Source organism: Micromonospora sp. NPDC049175 (assembly GCF_043197345.1).
GTDB lineage: Bacteria > Actinomycetota > Actinomycetes > Mycobacteriales > Micromonosporaceae > Micromonospora.
Genome location: NZ_JBICSY010000001.1, coordinates 801,250 through 824,391, shown reverse-complemented (window position 1 = coordinate 824,391; position 23,142 = coordinate 801,250). Strand labels below are relative to the sequence as shown.

Genomic DNA, 23,142 nt, shown 5'->3' with positions numbered 1-23,142 from the left:
GTGTATCGATACACAACACGGCAGCGGCCGACCACGTCACGGCGGCCGACCGAGACGTTCGTCCGGGACGCGCCGACCAGACTCGCGTACGCCGCCCTGGCCTGCTGGACGTTCTGGCTCTACGCCTTCGGGCCGGCGCTGACCCTCCTGCGTGCCGAGCTGGGCTTCTCCTACACGCTGCTCGGCGTCTACGAACTGTTGTTGGCCGCGGGCGCGGCGCTGTCCGCGGTCGGGTTCGTGTGGGCGGCCCACCGCCTGGCCCGGGGTGCGCTGCTGTGGTGCTCGGCCCTCGCCACGGTGCTCGGCGCCGGTCTGTTCACCCTGGGCCGAAGCACGGTGGTCACCCTGCTCGGAGCCGTCGTGTTCGGCCTGGCCGGCACCACGATGCTCACCGTGGTCCAGGCGGTGCTGTCCGACCGACACGGCGACCGGCGGGACCGGGCGTTGACCGAGGCCAACGTGGGCGCTGGCGCGTCCGCCGTGTTCGCCCCGCTGCTCCTCGGCGCGCTGGCCGCCAGCGCGGTGGGCTGGCGCGCCACGTTCGTGTTGCCGGCCGCCGTCCTCGTGGTGCTGTACCTGCGCTACCGCCGCCAACCGCTCCCGGCGGCGCCGCGCCCCGCCACCGCGACCGGAGACCGGGGCTTGCCGCTGGCCTGCTGGCTGTTCGCCGTGCTGACCGCGGTCAGTTCGGCGATCGAGTTCTGTCTGGTGTACTTCGGCCCTCAGTTGCTCATCCACGCCGGCATGTCCGTCGCCGCCGCCAGCACCGCGCTGAGCAGCAACTACCTCGGCATCCTGGTCGGACGCCTGCTCGGGGCGCGGCTCACCCGCCGCCCCGGCCGCGCGGTCGCGCTGCTGTACGCCTCACTGGCGGTCACCGGTCCCAGCTTCGTGCTGTTCTGGCTGACCGACCAGCCGGCCCTCGCCGTCCTCGGGCTGTTCCTGTGCGGGGTGGGCATCGCCAACCTCTATCCGCTCGCGCTCGCGCTCACCCTCGGCGCGGCCCGCGGACAGGAGGACCGGGCCAATGCCCGCTCGCAACTGAGCCTCGGCGTGGTCGCCGGTGTGTCGCCCTTCCTGCTCGGCAGTCTGGCGGACCGGTACGGGCTGGTCTCCGCCTTCGCCCTCGAACCGGTGCTGATCGGGGGCTGCCTGGTGCTGCTGTGGGGCGGGCTCCGCGCTCGGCGCGGTGGCGATTTCGGCACTAAATAACCTTTTAGGGTGATTCTGCGCCTCGTGCAGCCCCCTGCTGCGAAGCGGCTCGTTACCGGTTCGTGATACTTGGTGAGACAGTGAAAATGAGAGCGCGCACCAGCGTGGGCGTTCGACGCCTCCTTCTGCCCCTGGTGGGAGGGTCGACCGCCGTCGTGCTGGCGCTGCTGGCGACCACCTCCGAGGCCCAGCCCCGGCTAGCCGTCGATCCGGTGGCCGGCACGCAGGGCTTCCTGGTCATGACCGCCGGAGACGCGCGGCTGATCGGTGCCGAGAACGAGGGGACCATCGCGGTCGGGGGCAACCTCAGCTTCGGCAACTATCAGGTCGCCGGGAGCAGCGCCGGCTCGTTTGTGGTGCCGCCGGACAGTAACCCGACGGCCCTGCTGGTGGGCGGCCAGGTCGACTTCGCCGCCAGCGTCCCCGGGTCGCGACTGCAGGTGTTGCAGAACGGCTACGTGAAGATCGGCGACCTGACCGGCACGTTCGTCCGCGACACCGACAACAACAGCGCCGCGGTCAACACCCGGGTCCTGCCGGCGAACGACTACGAGGCATCACCCCGGGTCGAGCTGGTGACCAGGCAACCGGTGGCGAGTGTCGGGCCCTCCTCGCCGCTGGATTTCGGCGGCGCGTTCGAGGGTTTCCGCGCGACCGCCACCAGCCTGGCCACCTGTCAGCAGAACGTCGTGCTGACCACCCCGGAGGGTGCGCCGTTGCCCCGGCCCGTTCCCCCGGGCAGCAACGCCGTGGTCACCCTCGCCCCGGGTGTCACGAACGTGCTCAATCTGTCGGCCAGCGATCTTGCCAACATTTCGGTGCTCACCTTTGCCGACCAGCCCACCCCCGACACGCCACTGCTTGTCAACGTGGACACCAGCGGCGTCGGTGACGCGTTCGTCTGGCGGGTGCCGAACTTCGCCGGGATCGGCGGAGACCAGGCCAGATACATCCTGTTCAACCTCCCGACCGCCACCTCGATCACGCTCACCGAGGACAGCGCGTCCCTGGAGGGCACGATCTACGCGCCCAACGCCGCCCTGAATGCCGCGACGAACGGCAACATCGAGGGCAGCGTCATCAGCCGGACTCTGACGCACGACGGCGGGGAGATCCACGACTTTCCGTTCTCCACGCTGCTGAACTGCTCCCAACCGACGCCGACGCCGACAGCGTCGACGCCGACACCGACACCGTCGACGCCGACACCCACACCGACGACGCCGACACCCACACCGACGACGCCGACGCCGACGCCCACACCGACGACGCCGACGCCCACACCTACCGGGCCGACGCCGACACCGACGGGGCCGACGCCCACACCTACCGGGCCGACCTCCGTACCGACGACCCAGCCGCCGGTGAGCCCGACGGGCTACCCGACCAAGCACCCGTTGCCGGTCACCGGCACCTCGTCCGGGCCGATGCTCGGGATAGGGACCGCCGGAGTCGGCCTCGGCGTGGCCCTGCTACTGCTGGCCCGACTGAGACTGCGACGTAACGAGAACTGACACTGGCGACGGTGGGCCCAGGACAACGGTCCTGGGCCCACCAACGCCGTGGGGCCGAGTCAGTCCTGTCCCTGGTCCAGCTCGCCGGTGGTGGCGAGCCGCTGGTACCAGTGGGCGCTGTCCTTCCAGGTGCGGAGCTGGGTGTCGTAGTCGACCCGGATGATCCCGAACCGACGGTCGTAGCCGTAGCCCCACTCGAAGTTGTCAAGCAGCGACCAGACGAAGTAACCGCGCACGTCCGCGCCCTGCGCGCGGGCGTCGGCCATCGCGCCGATGTGCCGACGCAGGTAGTCGATCCGCCGGTCGTCGTGGATCCGCCCGTCGGCCGACACCACGTCGTCGAACGCCGCACCGTTCTCGGTGATCATCATCGGCTGACTGGGGTATTCGCGGTGCAGGCGCAGCAGCAGCTCGGTCAGGGCCGGCGGGTCGATGTTCCACCCCATCGCCGTGTACGGGCCGGGCTGCGGCAGGAAGTCGACGGTGTCGGCGGCGACCCACGGCGTCGAGGTCGAGGCGCCGTGCCCGTCGGCGTCGGAGCGGGCCGACACCCCGTCCCACGCCCGGACCAGGGTGCTGGAGTAGTAGTTGACCCCGAGCACGTCCAGCGGCACCGCGATCAGCTTCTCGTCACCCGCGCGGACGAACGACCAGTCGGTGACGGACGCGGTGTCGGTCAGCAGGTCGGCCGGGTATTCCCCGTCCAGCATCGGGCCGAGGAACGCGCGGTTGGCCAACGCGTCGATCCGCCGCGCCGCGTCGCGGTCCGCCTCCGAGTCCGATGCCGCCCGGATGACGTGCAGGTTCAACGTCACCGACAGCTCGGCGGCCGGCACCAGCTCCCGGACCACCCGACCGGCCAGCCCGTGCGCGAGGTTGAGGTGGTGCACCGCGGCCAGCGCCGCCGCCGGCTCGGTGCGACCCGGAGCGTGCACACCGGAGGCGTAGCCCAGGTACGCCGAGCACCACGGCTCGTTGAGCGTCGTCCAGGTGTGCACCCGGTCGCCCAGCGCACCGACGATGCCCGCCGCGTACTCCTGGAAGCGCAGCGCGGTCTCCCGTGCCGCCCAGCCACCGGCGTCCTCCAACTCCTGCGGCAGGTCCCAGTGGTACATCGTCGCCACCGGACGGATGCCGCGCTCCAGCAGACCGTCCACCAGCCGGGCGTAGAAGTCGATGCCGGCCTGGTTGAAGCCGCCCGAGCCGCCCGGCTGCACCCGCGGCCAGGAGACCGAGAAACGGTACGCGCTGAGCCCCAGGTCGGCGATGTGCCCGAGGTCGTCGGCCCACCTGTGGTAGTGGTCGGCGGCCACGTCGCCGGTGTCGCCGTTGAGCGTCCGACCGGGCGTGTGGCTGTAGGTGTCCCAGATGGACGGTCCGCGCCCGTCCGCCGTGGCGGCGCCCTCGATCTGGTACGCCGCAGTCGCCGACCCCCAGACGAAGCTCTCCGGGAAGTGGTGTCGCGTCATCGTTCCGTCCCCTGGATCTCGCAGCTGTAGCCCGTCGAGGTGCCGGCGACCAGTTCGACACTGGCCGTTGCCGCCTCGTAGCGCACGTCGAACTCGGCGCCCGGCCCGTCCCCGGGTGACGGTACCCGTACCCGGGTCCGCTGCCCCTCGGCCGGTGCGTACAGCCGTAGCCGCACATCGTCGGCCCACTCGTAGTCCGGTCGGTCGGTGCGGGAGCCGAACGGAATCACCGCGCCGGGCCGGGCCAACACCGGCAGGCTGTCGATCGCGTGCTTCTCGGTGACCCACGCCGGGCCGGTGACCTGAGCGCCGCTGACCAGGTGCGTCCAGGTGCCGGCGGGCACGTAGTAGGTGACGGTGCCGTCGGCGCTGAACACCGGCGCGACGAGCACGTCCGGGCCGAGCATGTACTGCCGGTCCAGGTGCGCCGTGGCCGGATCGTCCGGGAACTCCAGGAACATCGGGCGCATCACCGGCGTACCGTCGCGGTGCGCCTCCTGCGCGGCGGCCGCCAGGTACGGCATCAGGCCGAGCTTGAGCCGGGTGAAGTGCCGCAGCACGTCGACGGCCTCGTCGTCGAACGCCCACGGCACCCGGTAGGACCCCGAGCCGTGCAGCCGGGAGTGCGAGGAGAGCAACCCGAAGGCGACCCAGCGCTTGAACACCGCCGGATCGGGGGTGCCCTCGAAGCCGCCGATGTCGTGGCTCCAGTAGCCGAAGCCGGACGCGGCCAGGGACAGCCCGCCGCGCAGCGACTCGGCCATCGCGACGAACGTCGACTCGCAGTCGCCGCCCCAGTGCACCGGGAACTGCTGCCCGCCGGTGGTGGCCGAGCGGGCGAACAACACCGCCTCGCCCTCGCCGCGCTCGGTCTCCAACAGCTCGAAGACCGCCTTGTTGTAGAGGTAGGAGTAGTAGTTGTGCATCCGCTGCGGGTCCGACCCGTCGTGCCACACCACGTCGGTCGGGATGCGCTCACCGAAGTCGGTCTTGAAGCAGTCGACGCCCATGTCGAGCAGCGCCTTGAGCTTGCCGGTGAACCAGCGCACCGCGTCCGGGTTGGTGAAGTCGACAAGCGCCATGCCGGCCTGCCACTTGTCCCACTGCCAGACCGAACCGTCCGGGTTGCGGACCAGGTAGCCGGCCTCGCGGCCCTCCTCGAAGAGGTACGACCGCTGCGCGATGTACGGGTTGATCCAGACGCACACCTTCAGGTCACGCTCGTGCAGCCGGCGCAGCATCCCCTCGGGGTCTCCGAAGGTCGCCGGGTCCCAGACGAAGTCGACCCAGTGGAACTGGCGCATCCAGAAGCAGTCGAAGTGGAACACCGACAGCGGCAGCCCGCGCTCGGCCATCCCGTCGACGAACTCGGTCACCGTCTTCTCGTCGTACGAGGTGGTGAACGAGGTGGACAGCCACAGCCCGTACGACCAGGCGGGGATCCGGGCCGGGCGGCCGGTGAGCGCGGTGTAGCGGCGCAGCACGTCCTTCGGGGTGGGCCCGTCGACGACGTAGTAGGTGAGCGACTGCCCCTCGACGCTGAACTGGGTCTGCGCGACCACCTCGGAGCCGACCTCGAACGACACGTGCTCCGGGTGGTCCACGAACACCCCGTAGCCGGCGCTGCTGAGATAGAACGGCACGTTCTTGTACGCCTGCTCGCTGGCGGTGCCCCCGTCGGCGTTCCAGATGTCGACGGTCTGCCCGTTCTTCACGAACGGGCCGAAGCGCTCACCCAACCCGTACACCGTCTCGCCGACGCCGAGGGCGAGCCGCTCGTGCACGTGCCGGCGGCCCTCGGCGTCGGTGACGACGCCGATGCTGCGCCCGGTGGACGCGGTGACCAGCCGGTCGCCGTGCAGGAACTCGACCCGCCACCCGTCGACGAGCGCGACCCGCGCGGTCAGCTCACCCGTGGTCAGCGTCGCGCTGATCCCGGTGACGTCGACGGTGACCGGGTGCGTCTCGTCGGTGCTCAGCCCGAAGTGCGGCTCGCGGGGCAGCCCACCGGTGTGGTGGGCGATGGTCACCCCGACGACGCCGGGGGCGGGGGAGAAGAACCGGACGGTGACCAGGGGCCGGTTCAGGGTGTCGCCGCGACCGGTGACCTGGCCGGCCGGCGCGAAGACGGTGAAGCCGCGCTCGTCCGGCTCGACCGACTCCACGACGCCGGGGCGGAGGACGCTGACACCGGGGCGCAGTTGCCAGTACCCGTCGGTGAACTTCACTTCTCGGCTCCTGCCGTGATGCCGCGCGCCAGGGTGCGCTGGAAGATGAGGAAGAAGAGGATGGCCGGCACCAGGCTGATCAGGGCGCCGGCGTTCGTGGTCGGAGCGTCCATCAGCCGGTCGCCCTGCAACGACGCGAGCGCCACCGGGATGGTCTGCGTCTGGTTGTCGATGAGCATGACAAGCGGGATGAGGAACTCGTTCCACGTCCAGATGAAGAAGAAGATGAGCAGCACCGAGAGGGTGGGGCGCAGGTTGGGGAAGACCACCCGCCACAGCACCGTCCACTTGCCGGCGCCGTCCAGCGCCGCCGCCTCCAGCAGCGAGCGGGGGAACGTGCCCAGCACCGAGGCGAGCAGGTACGTGCCGAACGCGCTCTGGATCACCGTGAAGATGATGATCACCACGAGTCGGGTGTTGTAGAGCCCGACCTCCTTGGCCGCGTAGTACAGCGGGTAGATCAACGCCTCCTGCGGCAGCATGTTGGCCAGCAGGAAGAGACCGACGATCCAGAGCCGGCCGCGGACCCGGCCGATGCCCAGGGCGTACGCGTTGAGCAGCGAAACGGTGACGCCGAGCACGGCCACGGAACCGGCGATGAGCGCCGAGTTCCAGAGCTTGAGCGGGAAGTCCACCTCGGTCCAGTAGGTGCGCAGACCCTTCGTGTAGAACTCCGTCGGCCAGCTCAACGGGCCACCCGACGAGTAGTCGCCCGGCGACTTGAACGCGTTGAGCAGCATGAACGCGAACGGCACGAGCATGACCAGCGCGCCGAGGACGACCAGGGCGAGCACCACCCACCGGCTGACGCCGCGGTGGTGTCGATCGGGTACGGGCCGGGTGTGCTTCACCGGCGTGGGGATTGGTGTGAGCGTGACGGCCATGTCAGATCCCCCGGTCCCGGCGCTCGCTGCGCGCCTGCATCCAGATGAAGACCACTGCCACCAGAACGATGATCAGCGTCAGCACCGTGGAGATCGCGGAGCCGTAGCCCACCTGCAACTTCTTGAAGAACGTGTAGTAAGCGAAGTACGACGGCACGTTCGTGGCGTTGTCCGGGCCGCCCCGGGTCAGGGCGAAGATCGGCCCGAACACCTTCAACGCGGCGATGGTGCAGGTCAGCGCCACCACGAATGTCTCCGGCCGGATCTGGGGGAGGGTGATCGCCCGGAACCGGTGCAGCCAGTTCGCGCCGTCGACCTCGGCCGCCTCGTACAGTTCGGGGTCGACCCGCTGGAGCGCCGCCATGAAGACGACCACCGGGTAGCCGATCTGCACCCAGATCATCACCGCCATCACGGCCGGCAGGGCGGTGCCCGGGTCGCCGAGCCAGTCGTGGCGCAGCGCGCCGAGACCGACCGCGTCGAGCAGGCTGTTGAACGCCCCGTCGGGGCGCAGGATCCAGCCCCAGACGATGCCGGCCACCACGACGGGCAGCACCTGCGGAAGATAGAACGCGGCCCGCAGCGCGGCGGCGGTGCGGGGCTTGAACCGTCGACCGATGACGTCGAAGAGCACCGCGGCGAGCAGCAGCCCGAGCAGTGTGGGCACCACCACCATCGCCACGATCATCCAGACGGTGTTGCGGAACGACGCCCAGAACACGTCGTCCTGCAGCAACTGCTGGTAGTTGTCCAGGCCGACCCACCGGGGGTCGCCGATGCCCGACCACTTGGTCAGCGACAGGTAGAGGGTGCCGATCAGCGGCGCACCGATGACCAGGAGGAAGAGCACCGCTCCGGGGAGCAGGTAGAGCCAGTACGCCGCGTTGCGGCCGCGGCGTCTGCGGCGGGGCGCGGGCGGGGTGGGCGTCGCGGCCGGCGGTGTGGCGGCGACGGTCTCGGAGACTGCCATGGAAGATCCTTCCCGGCGGGGCGGGCGGACGCGCCGGTCGTGCCGGTCGCGCCCGCCGCTCGCCGTGTCACTTGCCGGTGATCTCCTTGACGCCATCGGCGTACGGCTTGGCGATCGTGTCGAGGACCTGGTCGGGAGACTTGGACCCGTTGATCAGGCCCTGGAAGCCGGAGACCAGCACGTCGTAGTAGCCGGGGACCGGCCAGTCCGGGTAGAAGGCGAGCCCGTCGGACTTGCTGACCGTGTTGAAGTCCTCGATCAGCTTGCGGTCCTTCGGGTCGCTGATCTTCGACGCGTCGGCGGCGATCGGGACACCACCGTTGTTGCCGATCAGGTCCTGGATCTCCGGACGCAGGGTGATGTCGATGAAGTCGTACGCCAGGCTCTTGGCCTTGCTGTTCTCCGGGACCACCCACAGGTTGCCGGAGGAGCCGGCCTGCAGGGTGTTGCCGGGGAAGAGGAAGGTGTCCCAGTTGGCCTTCATCTCGGTCTTGAACCGGCCGTACCACCAGCTACCCGAGACGATCATCGGGACCTTGCCGCCGATGAAGGCGGTGCCCATGTCCTCGGCCTTGAGGCTTGCCGAGTTCTTCGCGACGTAGCCCTTCTGCACCCACTGGGCGAAGGTGTCCGCGCCGTACTTGAGCGGGTCGGCCTTGAAGTCGACAGGGTTCTTGTAGAGCTGGTAGTTGTCGACGAACTGCCGGTCGCCCTTGGACAGGGCGAGCTGGTAGAAGAGCTGCCCGGCCGGGTACTCGGCGCCGGCCATGCCCAGCGGGGTGATGCCCTTGCCGACGAAGGTGTCCATCGCGGCGGTCATCTCGGCCATGCTCGTCGGCACCTTGACGCCGTTGCGCTGGAACAGGTCCTTGTTGTAGTAGACCGTGACGTACTCGCCGTAGTTCGGCACGCCGAACCACTTGCCCGAGCCCATCACGCCCTTGTCGCTGTAGCGGGCGGTGGTCTGCAGGCTGGGGCTGAGCTTGCCGGCCCAGCCGCGCTTGTCGGCCTCGGCGCTGAGGTCGGAGAGCAGGCCCTGGCTGGAAAGCAGACCGGCGGTCGCGTTGCCCTTGTTGTACTCCATGATGTCCGGGCCTTCGGACGAGTTGATGATCATGCCGGCGTTCTGCTGGATCTGCTCGAACGCCTTACGCTCGAAGCGCACCTCGACGCCCGGGTGCTCGTTCTTGAAGATCTCGATGGCCCGGTTCCAGCCGACCCCCATGGCGCTGTTCTCGCTCTCGTAGTGCCAGAGCTTGAGAACCTTGGCGTCGCTGTCGTCCCCGTTGTCACCACCGCCGCAGGCGGCCACGGTTGTCGTCGCGGTCGCCGCCAGGGCGAGCGCGGCGACGATCCGGCGGAATCGCTGCATTACTATCCTCCTCGTTGAGTATCTAGCGGTACTGCATCGGGGCCCGTCGTCGCGTTGCCGCGCGGCGGCGGGCCGTTTCTACTGATCAGCCCCCATGAGGTGGCGGCTTCGTGGTGCGGCTGTCGAGCCCCGGATCTCCAGCGCGCACGGCAGCAGTTGTTGGTGGAGCCGACTGCCGGCGCCGTCCAGGTGGCGCACCAGCGCCTCGATCGCGATCCGACCCAGCGCCGAACCGGGCGACGTCATCGCGGTCAGCGCCGGGGTCGCCAGTTCGGCCACCTGCGGCGAGGTGACCATCGAGACGACGGAGACGTCGTCGGGCACCGACAACCCGCGGCCGGTCAGCTCGCCGAGAATCCCGAAGATCGCGGTCTCGTTCATGGCCAGCACGGCGGTCAGCTCCGGGGCCTGCGCGAACGCGTCGGCCAGGGCGGCACGACCGCCGGCGGCGCTGTCCTCGGCCGTGATCATCAGCGGGTCGAGGCCGTGTGCGGTCATCGCCGCGACGAAGGCGTCCCGGGTACGCAGCGCGGGCCCGTAACCGCTGGCGACCGTCGCGGCCGAGTGGTTGACGTAGACGATCCGCCGGTGCCCCAGGCCGACCAGGTGCGCGACTGCCTCCCGGACGGTCTGGTCGAAGTCGATGTCGACGTAGGAGAGCGCGCTGGTGTCGCCGGTCCGACCGATCAACACAAGCGGCACGCCGGCCTCCTGGACCACTGTGACCCGTTCGTCGGCGAGCTGGACCTCCATCAACACGACGCCGTCGAGCATCCGCTGGGTGGCCAGCCGCCGCAGGTCGTCGAGGTCGCCGCCGCCGACCGGCGAGAGCACCAGGTGGTAGCCGGCCGCGCTGGCCGCCGAGGCGGCGCCGGTGACGAAGGCGGTCTCGGTGGCGCCGAGGCCGCGCTCGTCCATTGGCATGAGCAGGCCGAGGATGCGGCTACGCCGGCTGGCCAGGCCACGGGCCATCGCGTTGGGCTGGTAGTCGAGCTCCGCCATCGCGGCGAGCACCTTGGCCCGGGTGGCCTGGGAGATCGGCCGAGCGCCGGTGAGCACGTACGAGACGGTGCTGACCGAGACCTGCGCGAGGCGGGCGACGTCGTGCATGGTGGCCACGCGTGCCTCCTTCGGCCGGGTCGGGACCGCCCCCGTCTGTGCGTCGAAACGTTTCGACGAAGCGGTTCGACAGGACGCTAGGCCACCTGTTACGGCGACGTCAATAGCCGATGTCGAAAACAATTCAGCGGTCCCGCGACACCCCGCGCCCGCCCCTCCACGGCGCCTCGCGCCCCACTGGTGCGTCCCCCGCTGCGTCCCGGAGGGGGCACCCATCAAGATCGTGCTCGATCCTGGTTGTAGTCCCCTCGGCTGGCAACGGAGGCCACTACAACAAGGATCGAGCACGATCTTGGGGGCGAGGGCGAGGGCGAGGGCGAGGGCGAGGGCGAGGGCGAGGGCGAGGGCGAGGGCGCGGGCGCGGGCGCGGGCGAGGGCGCGGGCAAGGGCGCGGGCAAGGGCAGGGGCGCGGGCGAGGGCGCGGGCAAGGGCGAGGGCGAGGGCGCGGGCAAGGGTGCGGCGGCATCGCCCTCAGGCACCCCGCACCCCACCGCACACCCCGCACCGCGGACCGCACACCCCGCGCCGCGCCGCGCGCCTTCCAAGATCCGCGCAACTTCACCGATGTTGCTGCCTCCGGCGCGCGGGAGGCAGCAACATCCCTGATCTTGAGCGGATCTTGCTCGCCGGGCTCGCCGGGCTCGCCGGGCTCGCCGGGCTCGCCGGGCTCGCCGCGCGGTGCGCGAGGGCGGTGCGGGGAGTGGTGCGGGGGCGGGTTGGTCAGAGGTCGATGTCGAACCGGCTCAGCACCGAGGGCGCGATCAGGCCGACGGTGGCGAGCGCCGAGACGACTGTCAGTGCGATGCGCATCCCGACCACCTCGGCCTTGCTACCGACCCGCAGGGCGATGCTGTTCGGTAGGCCGATCATCGTCCACATCCGCCGCTTGATCGGGATTGGCCAGAGGATCGGCACGCCCGCTCTGGTGATCATGTCGCCGAGGATGTGCACGAAGCAGCCCACGCCCAGGGCCGTGCCGATCAGCGGATAGCCGCGACCTCCCGGCAGGTTGGCGAAGGTGAACCAGGCGGCCCCGGCCGAGGCGAGCGTGATGATCACCCATCCGGCGCGTTCGGCCCACTCGTCGAACAGCCCCCGCATCGCCAGGCCGAACATGAAGAACAGGATGGTGATGACGGCCCACTTGCCGTACGCGGCGCAGAGCGCGGTGGTGCCCCAGCCAACCAGCAGGGTGAACGGCAGCGTGTGGGTGAGCGTCCGGTGCCCGTTGTTGCGGCGGGGGTCCCTGCTGAGCTTCGTGGCGTAGTAGACCCCGAGCGAGATCTTCTCCATCACCTCGGCGGCGAAGAGCGAGAAGACGCCGAAGGTACGAGCCACCGTGGCCCCACCCTGGTTCTTGGTCACCTTGCCCGACATGTCGAGGTCGGGAAAGAGCGCGCCACCGGCACACACCGCGGTGCCCACCGCCAACGCGAGCGGCGACTGGTGATAGTCGGCGAACTGGTCCAGTGCCCAGGACCCGGCCAACCACGCCGCCGCGCCGGACAGCGCGTGTTGCGGTCCCATCATCTCGGCTCACCCTCCCCAGGGATCTTGAGCGCCAAAACTACGCCACTGTAGTCAGCGTCGGCGCCGCAGGGGCATCACCCGGAAGGTCCACATCGGACACGGTCACATCGCGGGGGTGAAGCTCTGCCGGATCATCGGCAAGTATGCCGCGTTGACCTGCCAGTCGAACTCTTTTGTCAACCACGAGACGGTGTAGGAGCGTTCGGCCGAGGTGTTGGCCAGCAACCGGAAACTGTGCAGTTGTTCGCCGGCGGCGTTCTCCCAGCCGCACTCCCAGACCGCGCCGCCCTCGAAGATGTCCATCGCGGAGATGTCCACCCGGAGGTAGCCGTTCAGCAGCGCCTCGCCGGTGGTGAGCCGGGCCTCCTCGGCCTCCCAGTACGCCACCGGGTCGGCCCGCGCCGGCCCCGCCTCGACACTGAGCACCCGGGCGCCGTCGTGTTCCCGGAAGCAGGTCACGGCCCCCTCGGTCCAGCGTGTCCAGCCCACCGGCACGGCGATCCGAAACCCGGTCGGATCGTCGTGCCAGGTCCAGCCCTGGCGCAGTTGGTACGGCGCGTTCGCGGGGCGCGACACCGAAGCCACCGGAGTGGCAGTCGATGGCGGTGGCGCCGCGCAGGCGAACGCGGCCGGCCGGGGCGTCGGCGCGCCGCCTCCCGACCCCGACGGTGGTGTCCGCGCGCTGTCGTGGTCGACAAGTGCCAGCGTCACACCCGCGGCGACGAGCACGGCGGTGGCCGCTGCGACCAGGACGAGCAGACGCCGCCTGCCGGGCCGTTTCTCCGTCGGGCGAGCGGGTGTCGGCGAATCGCCGGGTGGGGTGTCCGGCTCGGCCCGGTCGGGCAGGACGGACCGGCTCGCGTCGCGCACCGCGGCCACCGCCGAGGACCGCGCCGGCCCGACCGGCTGGTCGTGGCTCGCCGCGGCACTGCGCAGCAGCGGCTCCACCTCGGTGGCGGTCAACCGCCGCCAGGGGTCGCGTTGCAGCAGGCCGTTGAGCGCGGGGCGCAACGGACCGGCGCGGCGCATCGGGTCCGGTGGGTCGGTGGCCAGCGCGCTGAGGGTCGCCATCGCGCTGGACCGGGCGTACGGTGACTGGCCCTCGACCGTCGCGTAGAGCGTCGCTCCCAACGACCACATGTCGGTACGCGGATCCGACACCCCCTCGCGGGCCCGCTCCGGCGCGACGAACTGCGGTGAGCCGAGCACCGTGCCCGGCCCGGTCATCGCACCCTCACCACCGTCGAAGGTGGCCAGCCCGAAGTCGGTGAGCACCACCCGCCCGTCGTCGGCGACGAGCACGTTGTGCGGCTTCACGTCGCGGTGCAGCACCCCGGCGGCGTGCGCGGCCCGCAGTGCGGCGAGCACCGCCAATCCGATCTGGGCGGTGCGCTGCGGGCTCAGGGGGCCCTCGGCGCCGATGATCTGCTGGACCGACCGGGACGGCACGTACTCCATCACGATCCACGGGCTCTCCCGGTCGTGCACCACGTCGTAGATCTGGACGACGTTCGGGTGGTTGAGCCGGGCCGCCGTGCGTGCCTCGCGCAACGTCCGCAGCCGCGACTCCTCGCGCTCGGCCTCGGCCAGCCAGGACGGCGGCACGACCTCCTTCACGGCGACGTCGCGGTGCAGCATCTCGTCACGAGCAAGCCACACCCGACCCATCCCGCCGGTGCCGACCAGGTCGAGCAGCCGGTACCGACCCGCGATCAGCAACTGATGCACGGTCGCTCCCCCTTGGTCACCCCGGGTTACACGATAGCCACAGGTGCCGGCATTCTCATCCGCTGAGCGGCCTCGATCCACGCCGGACGGTGGCCCGGATCATGGCCGTACGGTGCAGGTCAGCGGGGTGGTCGGAAACTCTTTCGCACCACCGCCCAGTCGGCGTCGGCCGCCGCCCAGTCCTCGTCGGCGGTGATCCAACCCAACGTCCAGGGGTCGGTGCCGACGACGAGTTGTCGGGCGTGCAGCAGTGGCCCGTTCGGCGCCCTCCAGCGGCACTCCCACTCCGCGCCCCCGTCGCTCGGGGCGAGCCGGATCTCGCCGTACTCCGGTAGCGCCCCGGCCCCGGCCGCCGCGTCGCGGACCGCCCGCAAGCCGGCCAGCGGATCGGCGGCGCCACCCGCGGCGACGCTGAACGCCCGCCCGGTCGCCGGGTCCTGGAAACAGGCCACCACGCCGTCCCGGGAGTAGTGCCAGGTCGCCGGCACGGAGACCCGGAAGCCGGCGGCGTCGGCGTGCCAGACCCAGCCGGACGGCGGCCGGAACCGTTCGCCGGAAGCCGGCGCGCGGGCCGGCACCGGCGCGCCGGCGATGTCCGGGCGGACGCAGGCGAACGGTGGTGGAGGCACGCCGGGCCCGCCGGGCGGTGGTCGGCGACGGTCCGGGCCGGGACCGTACGGGCCGTCCGGGCCCCCGCCGCCCGGCGGGGCGTACGGCGGTGGGTCGGAGGGCCGGGCGGCGGTGTCGGTGGGCTGGTCGGCGGTGACGGTCAGCGCGGTGCCGACACCGGCGGCCACGGCCACCAGGAGGGACACGGCGACCAGCGCGGCCCGCCGCGTCGTGCGCCGCCTCTTCGATCCGTCGAGCACCGCAACCGGGGTGCCCGGTCCGGCGGCCGGACCGGGCTGGGGCAGCGGAATCGTCAGCTCCTGATCGGCCAGCTCGACGGCCCCGGCGGGCGCTTCCTCCGTCGTCAGGTCGAGCCGGCCCGCCGACCCCGACCCCGACGAGGGCGTGGACCCCGACGTGGACCCCGATCCCGACCCCGTCCCCGACCTCGACCGTGGCCCCGACCCCGACGTGGGCGCCGACCCCGACGCCGAGGTGGACTCCGACGCTGACGTCGGGGTTGGGTCGGTGTGGCCGGTCGCGGCGTGGACCAGCAACCGGCGGGCCGCGTCGTGGTCGAGGCGGTCGCGCGGGTCGCGGCGCAGCAACCCCGCGAGTACCGGCGCGAGCGCCCCGGCGTGCGGTGCCGGGTCCGGCGGTCCGGCGGCCAGTGCGCTCAGGGTGGCCATCGCGGTGCTGCGGGCGTACGGGGAGCGGCCCTCCACGGCGGCGTGCAGGGTCGCCCCGAGCGACCACAGGTCGGCGGCGACAGTGGACGCACCCTCGGCGGCGCGCTCCGGGGCCACGTACTGCGGGGAGCCGAGGACCATGCCGGGGCGGGTCGTCACGCCGTCGCCGCCGTCGAAGGTGGCCAGCCCGAAGTCGGTGAGCATCACCCGCCCGTCGTGCGCCACCAGCACGTTCTGGGGCTTGACGTCGCGGTGCAGCACCCCGGCGGTGTGCGCGGCGTGCAGCGCGTCGAGGACGGCGAGGCCGATCCGGGCGGCGTGCGACGGCTCCAGTGGCCCCTCGGCGTCCACCAGGTCCTGAAGTGTGCGGGAGGGGACGTACTCCATCACGATCCACGGGCTGCCGTCGACCGGGATGACGTCGTAGAGCCGGACCACGGCGGGATGGTTGAGCCGGGCCGCGGCGCGCGCCTCCCGCAGGGTGCGCGAGCGCACCTCGGCCCGCTCGTGGTCGGTCAACCACGTCGGCGGCACGATCTCCTTGACCGCGACCTCGCGGTGCAGCATCTCGTCGCGGGCCAGCCACACCCGACCCATGCCCCCGCGCCCCACCAGGTCGAGCAGCCGGTACCGACCGGCGATCAGCACCTGCGCACGCTCCTCCTCAACCGCTGTCCGGGCTACACCCTAACCAGCGGATCGGAAGTCACCTATCGGTAGTCCGACCCGGCTCAGCAGGCGGCGTGGTCGACGCGCGCCAGCAGGTTGCCCTCCGGGATGGCGATCCGGGCATGTGCGCCGGCCAGTCGGGCGGAGGCACGCCGGGCCTGGAGGGGGCCGTGCTCCCGGCGGGCCGCGGCGTAGCTGGCGGCGGTGCGGGCGGCGATGGTGGCCCACCCGTACTGTTCGCCGACCATGGTGCGGGCTCGGCGGGCCACCCGGCGGGCGAAGATCTCGTCGTCGAGCAGTTGACCGACCGCGCCGGCGAGCGCGTCCGGGTCGCTGTGCGGGAACGTCACCCCGGTCACGCCGGACTCCACGATCTCGGCGAGGCCACCGGTGCGGGCCACCGCCAGTGGCGCCCCGGCGGCTGCCGCCTCCAGCGCCACCATGCCGAACGGCTCGTAGAGGCTGGGCACCACCGTCGCGTCGGTGGCACCGAGCATCGCCGGCAGTTGGGTGGAGTCGAGGAAACCGGTGAACCGGACGGTCGAGCCGAGCGCCAGCCGTCGGGCCTGGGCCTCCAACTCGGGCCGGTAGGGGCCGTCGCCGGCGATCACCACGCGCAGACCCGGGTGCCGCTCGCGCAGCCGGGGGACCGCGTGCACGAGATGCTGGACGCCCTTCTCGTAGACCAGCCGGCCGGCGTACCCGATCAACGGGCCGTCCCCGGCGAACCGTGCCCGGGCCGACGCGACCGCGCGCGGACGGGCCCGCCAGGCCCGGCCGTCGACTCCGTTGGGCACCACGTCGACCTGGGTGGCCGGGGTGTCGAACAGGGCCTTCACCTGCTCACGCATGTAACCGGAGCAGACGATCACCCGGCCGGACTCGCTGCTGAGCCACTGCTCGACGCCGTGGATGGTGCGGTTCATCTCCTCGGGCAGCCAGCCCTGGTGCCGCCCCGCCTCGGTGGCGTGCATGGTGGTGACCAGGGGCAGGTCCAGGTGCTCGGCCAGGGAGATGGCGGTGTGGGCGACGAGCCAGTCGTGGGCGTGGATGACGTCGTAGGCGCCGGCCTGGGTGGCGCGCAGTGCGGTGCGGGTGAGGGTGTGGTTGAAGGCCATGGTCCAGGCCAGCAGGGAGCTGGTGGCGAGGGGGAAGGCGACCGGGTCTTCGGGGGCGCGCAGGATGCGGACGCCGTCGGCGTACTCCTCCATGGGTGCGCCGTCGGTGTGGCGGGTGACGACGGTGACCTCGTGGCCGGCGGCGGCGAGGGCGACGGAGAGCGCGTGCACGTGGCGCCCGAGGCCGCCGACGAGCACCGGCGGGTATTCCCAGGACAGCATCAGCACCCGCAGTTGCCGGGCGGCGTGAATGTCGATCACGTGGGCGTCGGGTGACATGCGGCCCCCTTTGAGTTGTCCCCGGGCGCGCGCCGACCGACACCGGAAGTGATGTCGCCGTCGCGTCTGGATCGGGGCCAATCCTGCCGGGATCGAGATAACCGGCGGCGACACCACCGTTGCGGTCGTGTAAAGCGCTACTGGCCCTTTCGGCGCACCCGCAGCAGCTCGGCCACCGACCACGCCTGGAATGGGCAGCCGGTCGCGGCGTGCGGCGCGAGGCCGTCGGCCGTCTCGCTTACCGAGCCTAATCCATATTCGGTCAGATGAGACTCAATCCCAACGAACGTGTCATCGACCGACATCTTGCCCCGGCGGGCGGCGTCCACGTACGGGCCGAGCAGCCACGGCCACACCGTGCCCTGGTGATAGCCCCCGTCGCGCTCGGCGGGGCCACCCCGGTGCCGGCCCACGAACTCCGGCGAATCCGGGGCAAGGCTGCGCGGCCCGAGCGGGGTGAGCAGCCCGTCCGCCACCCGGCGCAACGTCGCCTCGTCCGGCTCCAGCGGCGCGAACGGCAGAGACCAGGCCAGCAACTGGTTGGGACGCAACGCGTCGTCGTCGTGCAGGGCCGCGCCACCCAGGGGGTACGCCGGCGCGGGCGCGTCCAGCACGTCGTGCAGCCAGCCGGTCGGCGCCGGGAAACGCTCCCGGAACGAGGCGGTCGCCTGCCCGTGCCGTCGCCACAGCTCGTCGGCGTCCTGCCCGGCCAACTCGGTCAGCTCGGCGAGCCCGGCCAGCCCATTGATCCACAACGCGTTGACCTCGACCGGCTTGCCGGTACGCGGGGTGACCGGCACCCCGTACACCCGGGCATCCATCCAGGTCAGCGCGGTGCCGGGGGCGCCCTGGCCGAGCAACCCGTCGGCCGGGTCGACGGCGATCCCGTACCGGGTGCCCGCCACGTGGGCGTCGATCACCGCACGCAGTGCGGGCAGCAACTCGTCGCCGAGATCGGTGTCACCGGTGACCGTCACGTGCCGGCTCACCGCGTGCAGGAACCACAACGTGCCGTCGACGGTGTTGTACTCCACCCGCCCGGTGTCGGCCGTGTTGGCCAGCATCCCCTCGGACAGCGTCGCCGCGTACGACCGCAGCAGCTCGCGCCCCTCGGCGGCCCGATTGGTGCAGAGGAACAACCCCTCGTACGAGATCATCGTGTCCCGGGACCAGGCCCCGAACCACGGGTAGCCGGCGACCACGTCCGCCGCCGCATCGTTCGTGCGCACCACGAACGCGTCGGCGGCCAGCACCAGGGTGGCCTCCACGTCGTCGACCGGCTTCGCCGTCGCCACCACCTGCCGGTTGCGCCGCCGGGCCGTCGCCACGATCTCCTCCGCCGACGGTGGCTCAGGGTCGAGGGCGAGTTGGCCGGCCCAGGCCCGCACCGACACCGTGTCGCCGGGGCGCGTCAGCTCGCCGACGAAACGTCCCGCGTACCAGAGGTCCTCGTCCGCGTTCAGGCCCCGGTTGGCCTCCTCGCGGTGGTGCACGCCCAGCCACCACTGCCCCTCGGGCGTCCAGCCCGGCCCGGCCAGCCGGTACGCGCCCTCGACGACCGCACCGTCGGCCACCGCCTCGACCTGCGGGATCGGGCCGTCGGCCCGCCGCTCGCCGTGCGCGTCGCGCCAGGTGCAGGCGGCGGACAGCTCCAGCCGGACGGGACCGCCGGCGATCAGCCGGTGCACCACCGCCACGCAGGAGCGGCCGGGCAACATGGCCAGCTCCCGCTCGATCACCACCGAGCCGATCCGCCACCGCCACCGGGGTAGCCCGTCGACCAGGTCGAAGCGTTCCAACAGCTCGAAGCCGCGCGGGTCCACGTCGCCGGAGGACCACTCGTGCGCGCCGAGCCGCACCCGCGCCCCGGACGGCAGGGTGACCGCCGGGTCCAGACTGACCAGTCCCACTTGACGGGACGCCGGGGTTTCGCCGGGGACCACGAGCAGACCGTGGTAGCGGCGGGTCCGCAGCCCGGCGACGGTGCCCATCGCGTAGCCGCCGAGACCGTCGGGAACCAGCCACTCCCGGCTGGCCGCGCTGGTCAGATCGCCGCAGAGCTGCGGGCCGAAGTGAATGTCAATCAACTTTCCTCCACCGGCGGCGGGGTGTAACACGCCACGACGAGAATGGCCGCTGTGGTCAAGTACCGCGGCGACGTCAAAGATGTGCACGTGATCACTGACCGATCGTCCTCCGACGCCTCGCCACCCGACGCCGAGCGGCTCCGGCTCGCCCAGGCTGACTCGGGGGAGCAGGACTGGCGCGCATGGGGTCCCTATCTGTCCGAACGGGCGTGGGGGACGGTACGGGAGGACTACAGCGAGCACGGTACGGCCTGGGACTACTTCCCGCATGACCACGCGCGGTCCAGAGCCTACCGTTGGAACGAAGACGGGATGGCCGGCGTCTGCGACGAACGACAGACGTTCGCCTTCGCCCTCGCGCTGTGGAACGGTAAGGACCCGATCCTCAAGGAGCGGATGTTCGGCCTCGGCGGCGACAGCGGCAACCACGGCGAGGACGTCAAGGAATACTGGTGGTACGAGGACTCCACGCCCACCCACTCCTGGATGCGCTGGCGCTACCACTACCCGCAGGCCGCCTTCCCGTACGACGAACTCGTCGCGGTGAACGCGTTACGCGGCCGCGACGACACCGAGTACGAGCTTGTCGACACCGGGATCTTCGACGACGACAGGTACTGGGCGGTGACCGTCGACTACGCCAAGGCGTCCCCGACCGACCTGTGCATGGTGATCACCGTGGCCAACCGGGGCGACCGGGCGGCGACCCTGCACGTGCTGCCCACCCTGTGGTTCCGCAACACGTGGGCCTGGGGCCTGCCCGGTGGTGACCGCATCCCGACGCTGACCGGCCAGGGCACCCGGCTCGTCGGCGAGCACCGCGTGCTCGGTCAACTGCTGCTGGAGGGTGACGGCGGCCCGGTGCCGCTGCTCTGCGACAACGACACGAACGCCGAGCGGCTCTGGGGCCTGCCCGGCCGCTCGCCGTACCCGAAGGACGGCATCAACGACCACGTCGTCAACGGCGCGGCCACCGTCAACCCCGCGCGGGAGGGCACCAAGGGCGCGCTGCACTACGTGCTCGACGTGCCGGCCGGCGGGCAGCGCCAGATCCGGTTGCGGCTGACCCGCACCGCGTCGCCGCCGGCCGCCGCGCCGCCTCCGCCGGCCGACCTCAGCGAGGGCTTCGAGGCCGTCGTGTGGGCGCGGCGGGCCGAGGCGAACCGGTTCTTCGCCGGGGTGATCCCGCCGGCCGCCACCGCCGACGAGGCGCTGGTGGCCCGGCAGGCCATCGCCGGGCTGATGTGGGGCAAGCAGTTCTACCACTTCGACGTCAAACGCTGGCTCGAAGGCGACCCGGGCTCCACGCCGCCGGCCGGGCGCCGACACGGGCGCAACAGCGCCTGGTGGCACATGACCAGCTTCGACGTCATCTCCATGCCTGACCCGTGGGAATATCCCTGGTACGCGGCCTGGGACCTGGCCTTCCACTGCGTGAGCATCGCCCGGGTCGACCCGGGCTTCGCCAAGGAGCAGATCCTGCTCCTGCTGCGCGAGTGGTACCTGCACCCCAACGGGCAGATCCCGGCGTACGAGTGGGCGTTCGGTGACGTGAACCCGCCCGTGCACGCGTGGGCGGCGCTGAAGGTGTTCGAGATCGACGGAGGGCAGGACTACGAGTTCCTGGCCCGGGTGATGCACAAACTGCTGCTCAACTTCACCTGGTGGGTCAACCGCAAGGACACCGGCGGCAACAACGTCTTCGAGGGCGGGTTCCTCGGGCTGGACAACGTCGGGCCGTTCGACAGGTCGGCGGCGCTGCCGGTGGCCGGCGTGCTGGAGCAGTCCGACGGCACCGGCTGGATGGCCATGTACGCCCTCAACCTGCTGGACATGGCGATCGTCCTCGCCGAGCACGACCGGACCTGGGTGGACACCGCCACCAAGTTCTTCGAACACTTCCTCTACATCGCCGCCGCCGCGTACGAGCAGGGGTTGTGGGACGACGAGGACGCCTTCTTCTACGACGTGTTGCGCCTCGCCGACGGCACGAAGGTGCCGCTGAAGGTCCGCTCGGTGGTCGGCCTGCTGCCGTTGGCCGCGACCACCCGGCTCACCGCGAAGACCCTGCACCGCCTACCGGAGCTGGGCGCGCGGTTGCGCTGGTTCCTCACCAACCGCCCGGAGTACGCGGAGGTGATCGGCACCCGCCGGCTGGGCCCCGACGGCCGGCAGCAGCGGCTGCTGTCCATGGTGGGCCAGGAGCAGGTGGTCCGGCTGCTCGCCCGGATGCTCGACCCCGACGAGTTCCTCTCCGACTTCGGTCTGCGGACGCTGTCCCGCGCGCACCTGGACAAGCCGTTCTCCGTCACCCTCGGTGGGCAGGAGTTCTCCGTCGGCTACGAGCCGGCCGAGTCGACGAGCGGGCTGTTCGGCGGCAACTCGAACTGGCGTGGACCGATCTGGATGCCGACGAACTTCCTGCTGATCAGCGCGCTGCGCGACTACGCGGCGTTCTTCGGCGACGACCTCCAGGTGGAATATCCGACCCGCTCCGGGGTGAAACGCTCGCTCGACGAGATCGCCGACGATCTCTCGGCCCGGCTGATCTCGCTGTTCACCCAGGACGACTGGGGTCGACGGCCGATCTACGGCGCCGCTCAGATGTTCCAGACCCACCCGGACTGGCGGGACCTGATCGCGTTCCCCGAGTACTTCCACGGTGACAACGGTGCGGGCCTGGGCGCCTGGCACCAGACCGGCTGGACGGCCCTGGTGGCCGACCTGATCCTCACCCTGCGTCGCTGACCGCAGGATCAGCAATCTGGCGGACGCCGGGCCCATTGGCGTACGGCTATGTTCGTGATCGAAAGATCCTTGCCGCCACACGGGGATGAGGTGAGGGTGTCGCTTCCTGGCCACCGATCGACGCGAAAGCCGCTCCGAGGACGAAGGCGATGACGAGCGCCGTCGCCCAGATGCCGCCGTCGAGGTCACCGTCGCGCAGGACGGCCAACAGGATCGGCAGGGTCAGGGCGAAGACCGCCAGAAACCGTAGGCCACGTCGACGCTTGATCATGGTGTCGACTCCGTTCTCGTGGGCAGACTTCTCGACAGGAGGAATCATGCAGAAGTTTCGTACCGGCGTCGTGGCGACAATCGCCACGCTCTCCCTGATCGGCGTCGCCGCCCCAGCCGCGGGGGCTCCGGCCCAGGCCGTCGCGGCGCCGACCGTGGTGCCGTGGTCGGCATCGCACGGTGCGGCCACCGCGAGCGGTGGACGCTGGTTGGAGACCCGGCCTGGTCAGGTCATTCCCGACGTGGTGGTCGAGGGGCAACTGGCGACGACAGGTGCCGGCTGCCATGCGGTCTGGGTGCAGTGGCGGCGCGACTTCTTCCCGTTGCCCTGGACCCAGGTCGCGAGTCGGTGCGGTGCCGGGACCACGCCGGTGGCCACCCGCTTCTACGGCTACCTCCCGACGGTGACCGGTCAGCTCAAGGTCTGTCGGGGTCAGGCCGATCAGCAGGACTGCGGACCGTCGACGTCGCTGACCAGCTGGCCGGTGGCGCAGCAATAGGGCCATCGTCCTCGGTTGCTGTCCCCCGCCGCCCGCCGCCCGTCGCCCGTCGCCCGCCGCCCGCCGCCCGTCGCCCGTCCCCCGTCGCCCGCCGCATGATCGCGCTCGATCCAGGATCGAGTGGCCTCCGGGCGCCAGCGACACCAC

The 23,142-nt window shown here is 71.2% G+C and carries 17 protein-coding genes; 5 read left to right on the top strand and 12 right to left on the bottom strand.

The window, feature by feature from the left end; all coding sequences use genetic code 11:
* Both ACGFH8_RS03365 and ACGFH8_RS03360 read left to right on the top strand, forming a co-directional pair.
* Positions 1-1,212, top strand: a complete 1,212-nt coding sequence (locus ACGFH8_RS03365; RefSeq protein WP_393362707.1) for an MFS transporter — start codon at positions 1-3, stop codon at positions 1,210-1,212.
* Between the two features lie 86 nt (positions 1,213-1,298).
* Positions 1,299-2,726, top strand: coding sequence for a collagen-binding domain-containing protein (locus ACGFH8_RS03360; RefSeq protein ID WP_393362702.1), 1,428 nt, complete (start codon positions 1,299-1,301; stop codon positions 2,724-2,726).
* 59 nt (positions 2,727-2,785) lie between these two features.
* On the opposite strand, the gene ACGFH8_RS03355 is transcribed toward ACGFH8_RS03360, so the two are convergent.
* The 6 genes from ACGFH8_RS03355 to ACGFH8_RS03330 form a co-directional block, all read right to left on the bottom strand.
* Complete coding sequence (locus tag ACGFH8_RS03355; protein ID WP_393362699.1) at positions 2,786-4,195, bottom strand: GH1 family beta-glucosidase; 1,410 nt, start codon at positions 4,193-4,195, stop codon at positions 2,786-2,788.
* Positions 4,192-6,423 carry an alpha-xylosidase gene (gene yicI, locus ACGFH8_RS03350; RefSeq protein WP_393362696.1) on the bottom strand — a complete coding sequence of 744 codons (2,232 nt, stop codon included), beginning with the start codon at positions 6,421-6,423 and terminating at the stop codon, positions 4,192-4,194. The genes ACGFH8_RS03355 and yicI overlap by 4 nt, the downstream gene beginning before the upstream one ends.
* Positions 6,420-7,307: a carbohydrate ABC transporter permease gene (locus ACGFH8_RS03345; protein ID WP_393362693.1), complete on the bottom strand. Its 888-nt coding sequence runs from the start codon at positions 7,305-7,307 to the stop codon at positions 6,420-6,422. The genes yicI and ACGFH8_RS03345 overlap by 4 nt, the downstream gene beginning before the upstream one ends.
* Position 7,308: 1 nt before the next feature.
* On the bottom strand, positions 7,309-8,277 hold the full coding sequence (locus tag ACGFH8_RS03340) for a carbohydrate ABC transporter permease (RefSeq protein WP_393362690.1): 969 nt from the start codon (positions 8,275-8,277) through the stop codon (positions 7,309-7,311).
* A 67-nt stretch (positions 8,278-8,344) separates the two neighbouring features.
* A complete protein-coding gene (locus ACGFH8_RS03335; protein WP_393362687.1) occupies positions 8,345-9,649 on the bottom strand; it encodes an ABC transporter substrate-binding protein in 1,305 nt (434 codons plus the stop codon).
* Positions 9,650-9,727: 78 nt separating this feature from the next.
* Positions 9,728-10,759, bottom strand: coding sequence for a LacI family DNA-binding transcriptional regulator (locus ACGFH8_RS03330; RefSeq protein ID WP_393364460.1), 1,032 nt, complete (start codon positions 10,757-10,759; stop codon positions 9,728-9,730).
* A gap of 261 nt (positions 10,760-11,020) precedes the next feature.
* Here ACGFH8_RS03330 and ACGFH8_RS03325 point away from each other — a divergent pair, with 261 nt between their 5' ends.
* Positions 11,021-11,374, top strand: coding sequence for a hypothetical protein (locus ACGFH8_RS03325; RefSeq protein WP_393364457.1), 354 nt, complete (start codon positions 11,021-11,023; stop codon positions 11,372-11,374).
* A 114-nt stretch (positions 11,375-11,488) separates the two neighbouring features.
* On the opposite strand, the gene ACGFH8_RS03320 is transcribed toward ACGFH8_RS03325, so the two are convergent.
* The 5 genes from ACGFH8_RS03320 to ACGFH8_RS03300 form a co-directional block, all read right to left on the bottom strand.
* Positions 11,489-12,298 carry a metal-dependent hydrolase gene (locus ACGFH8_RS03320; RefSeq protein WP_393362684.1) on the bottom strand — a complete coding sequence of 270 codons (810 nt, stop codon included), beginning with the start codon at positions 12,296-12,298 and terminating at the stop codon, positions 11,489-11,491.
* 102 nt (positions 12,299-12,400) lie between these two features.
* Positions 12,401-14,026 carry a protein kinase gene (locus ACGFH8_RS03315; protein WP_393362681.1) on the bottom strand — a complete coding sequence of 542 codons (1,626 nt, stop codon included), beginning with the start codon at positions 14,024-14,026 and terminating at the stop codon, positions 12,401-12,403.
* Positions 14,027-14,145: 119 nt separating this feature from the next.
* Positions 14,146-15,972 carry a serine/threonine-protein kinase gene (locus ACGFH8_RS03310; protein WP_393362678.1) on the bottom strand — a complete coding sequence of 609 codons (1,827 nt, stop codon included), beginning with the start codon at positions 15,970-15,972 and terminating at the stop codon, positions 14,146-14,148.
* 83 nt (positions 15,973-16,055) lie between these two features.
* On the bottom strand, positions 16,056-17,390 hold the full coding sequence (locus ACGFH8_RS03305) for a glycosyltransferase family 4 protein (RefSeq protein ID WP_393362675.1): 1,335 nt from the start codon (positions 17,388-17,390) through the stop codon (positions 16,056-16,058).
* 137 nt (positions 17,391-17,527) lie between these two features.
* Positions 17,528-19,477: an amylo-alpha-1,6-glucosidase gene (locus ACGFH8_RS03300; protein ID WP_393362672.1), complete on the bottom strand. Its 1,950-nt coding sequence runs from the start codon at positions 19,475-19,477 to the stop codon at positions 17,528-17,530.
* Positions 19,478-19,519: 42 nt separating this feature from the next.
* Between ACGFH8_RS03300 and ACGFH8_RS03295 the strand changes: the two genes are divergently transcribed.
* Complete coding sequence (locus ACGFH8_RS03295; RefSeq protein WP_393362669.1) at positions 19,520-22,225, top strand: glucosidase; 2,706 nt, start codon at positions 19,520-19,522, stop codon at positions 22,223-22,225.
* A 46-nt stretch (positions 22,226-22,271) separates the two neighbouring features.
* Here ACGFH8_RS03295 and ACGFH8_RS03290 read toward each other — a convergent pair whose 3' ends face one another.
* Positions 22,272-22,496: a hypothetical protein gene (locus ACGFH8_RS03290; RefSeq protein ID WP_393362667.1), complete on the bottom strand. Its 225-nt coding sequence runs from the start codon at positions 22,494-22,496 to the stop codon at positions 22,272-22,274.
* 46 nt (positions 22,497-22,542) lie between these two features.
* On the opposite strand from ACGFH8_RS03290, the gene ACGFH8_RS03285 reads away from it, so the two are divergent.
* Entirely contained in the window at positions 22,543-22,995 is a 453-nt protein-coding gene (locus ACGFH8_RS03285; RefSeq protein ID WP_393362664.1) for a hypothetical protein, read from the top strand.
* Positions 22,996-23,142: the final 147 nt, after the last annotated feature.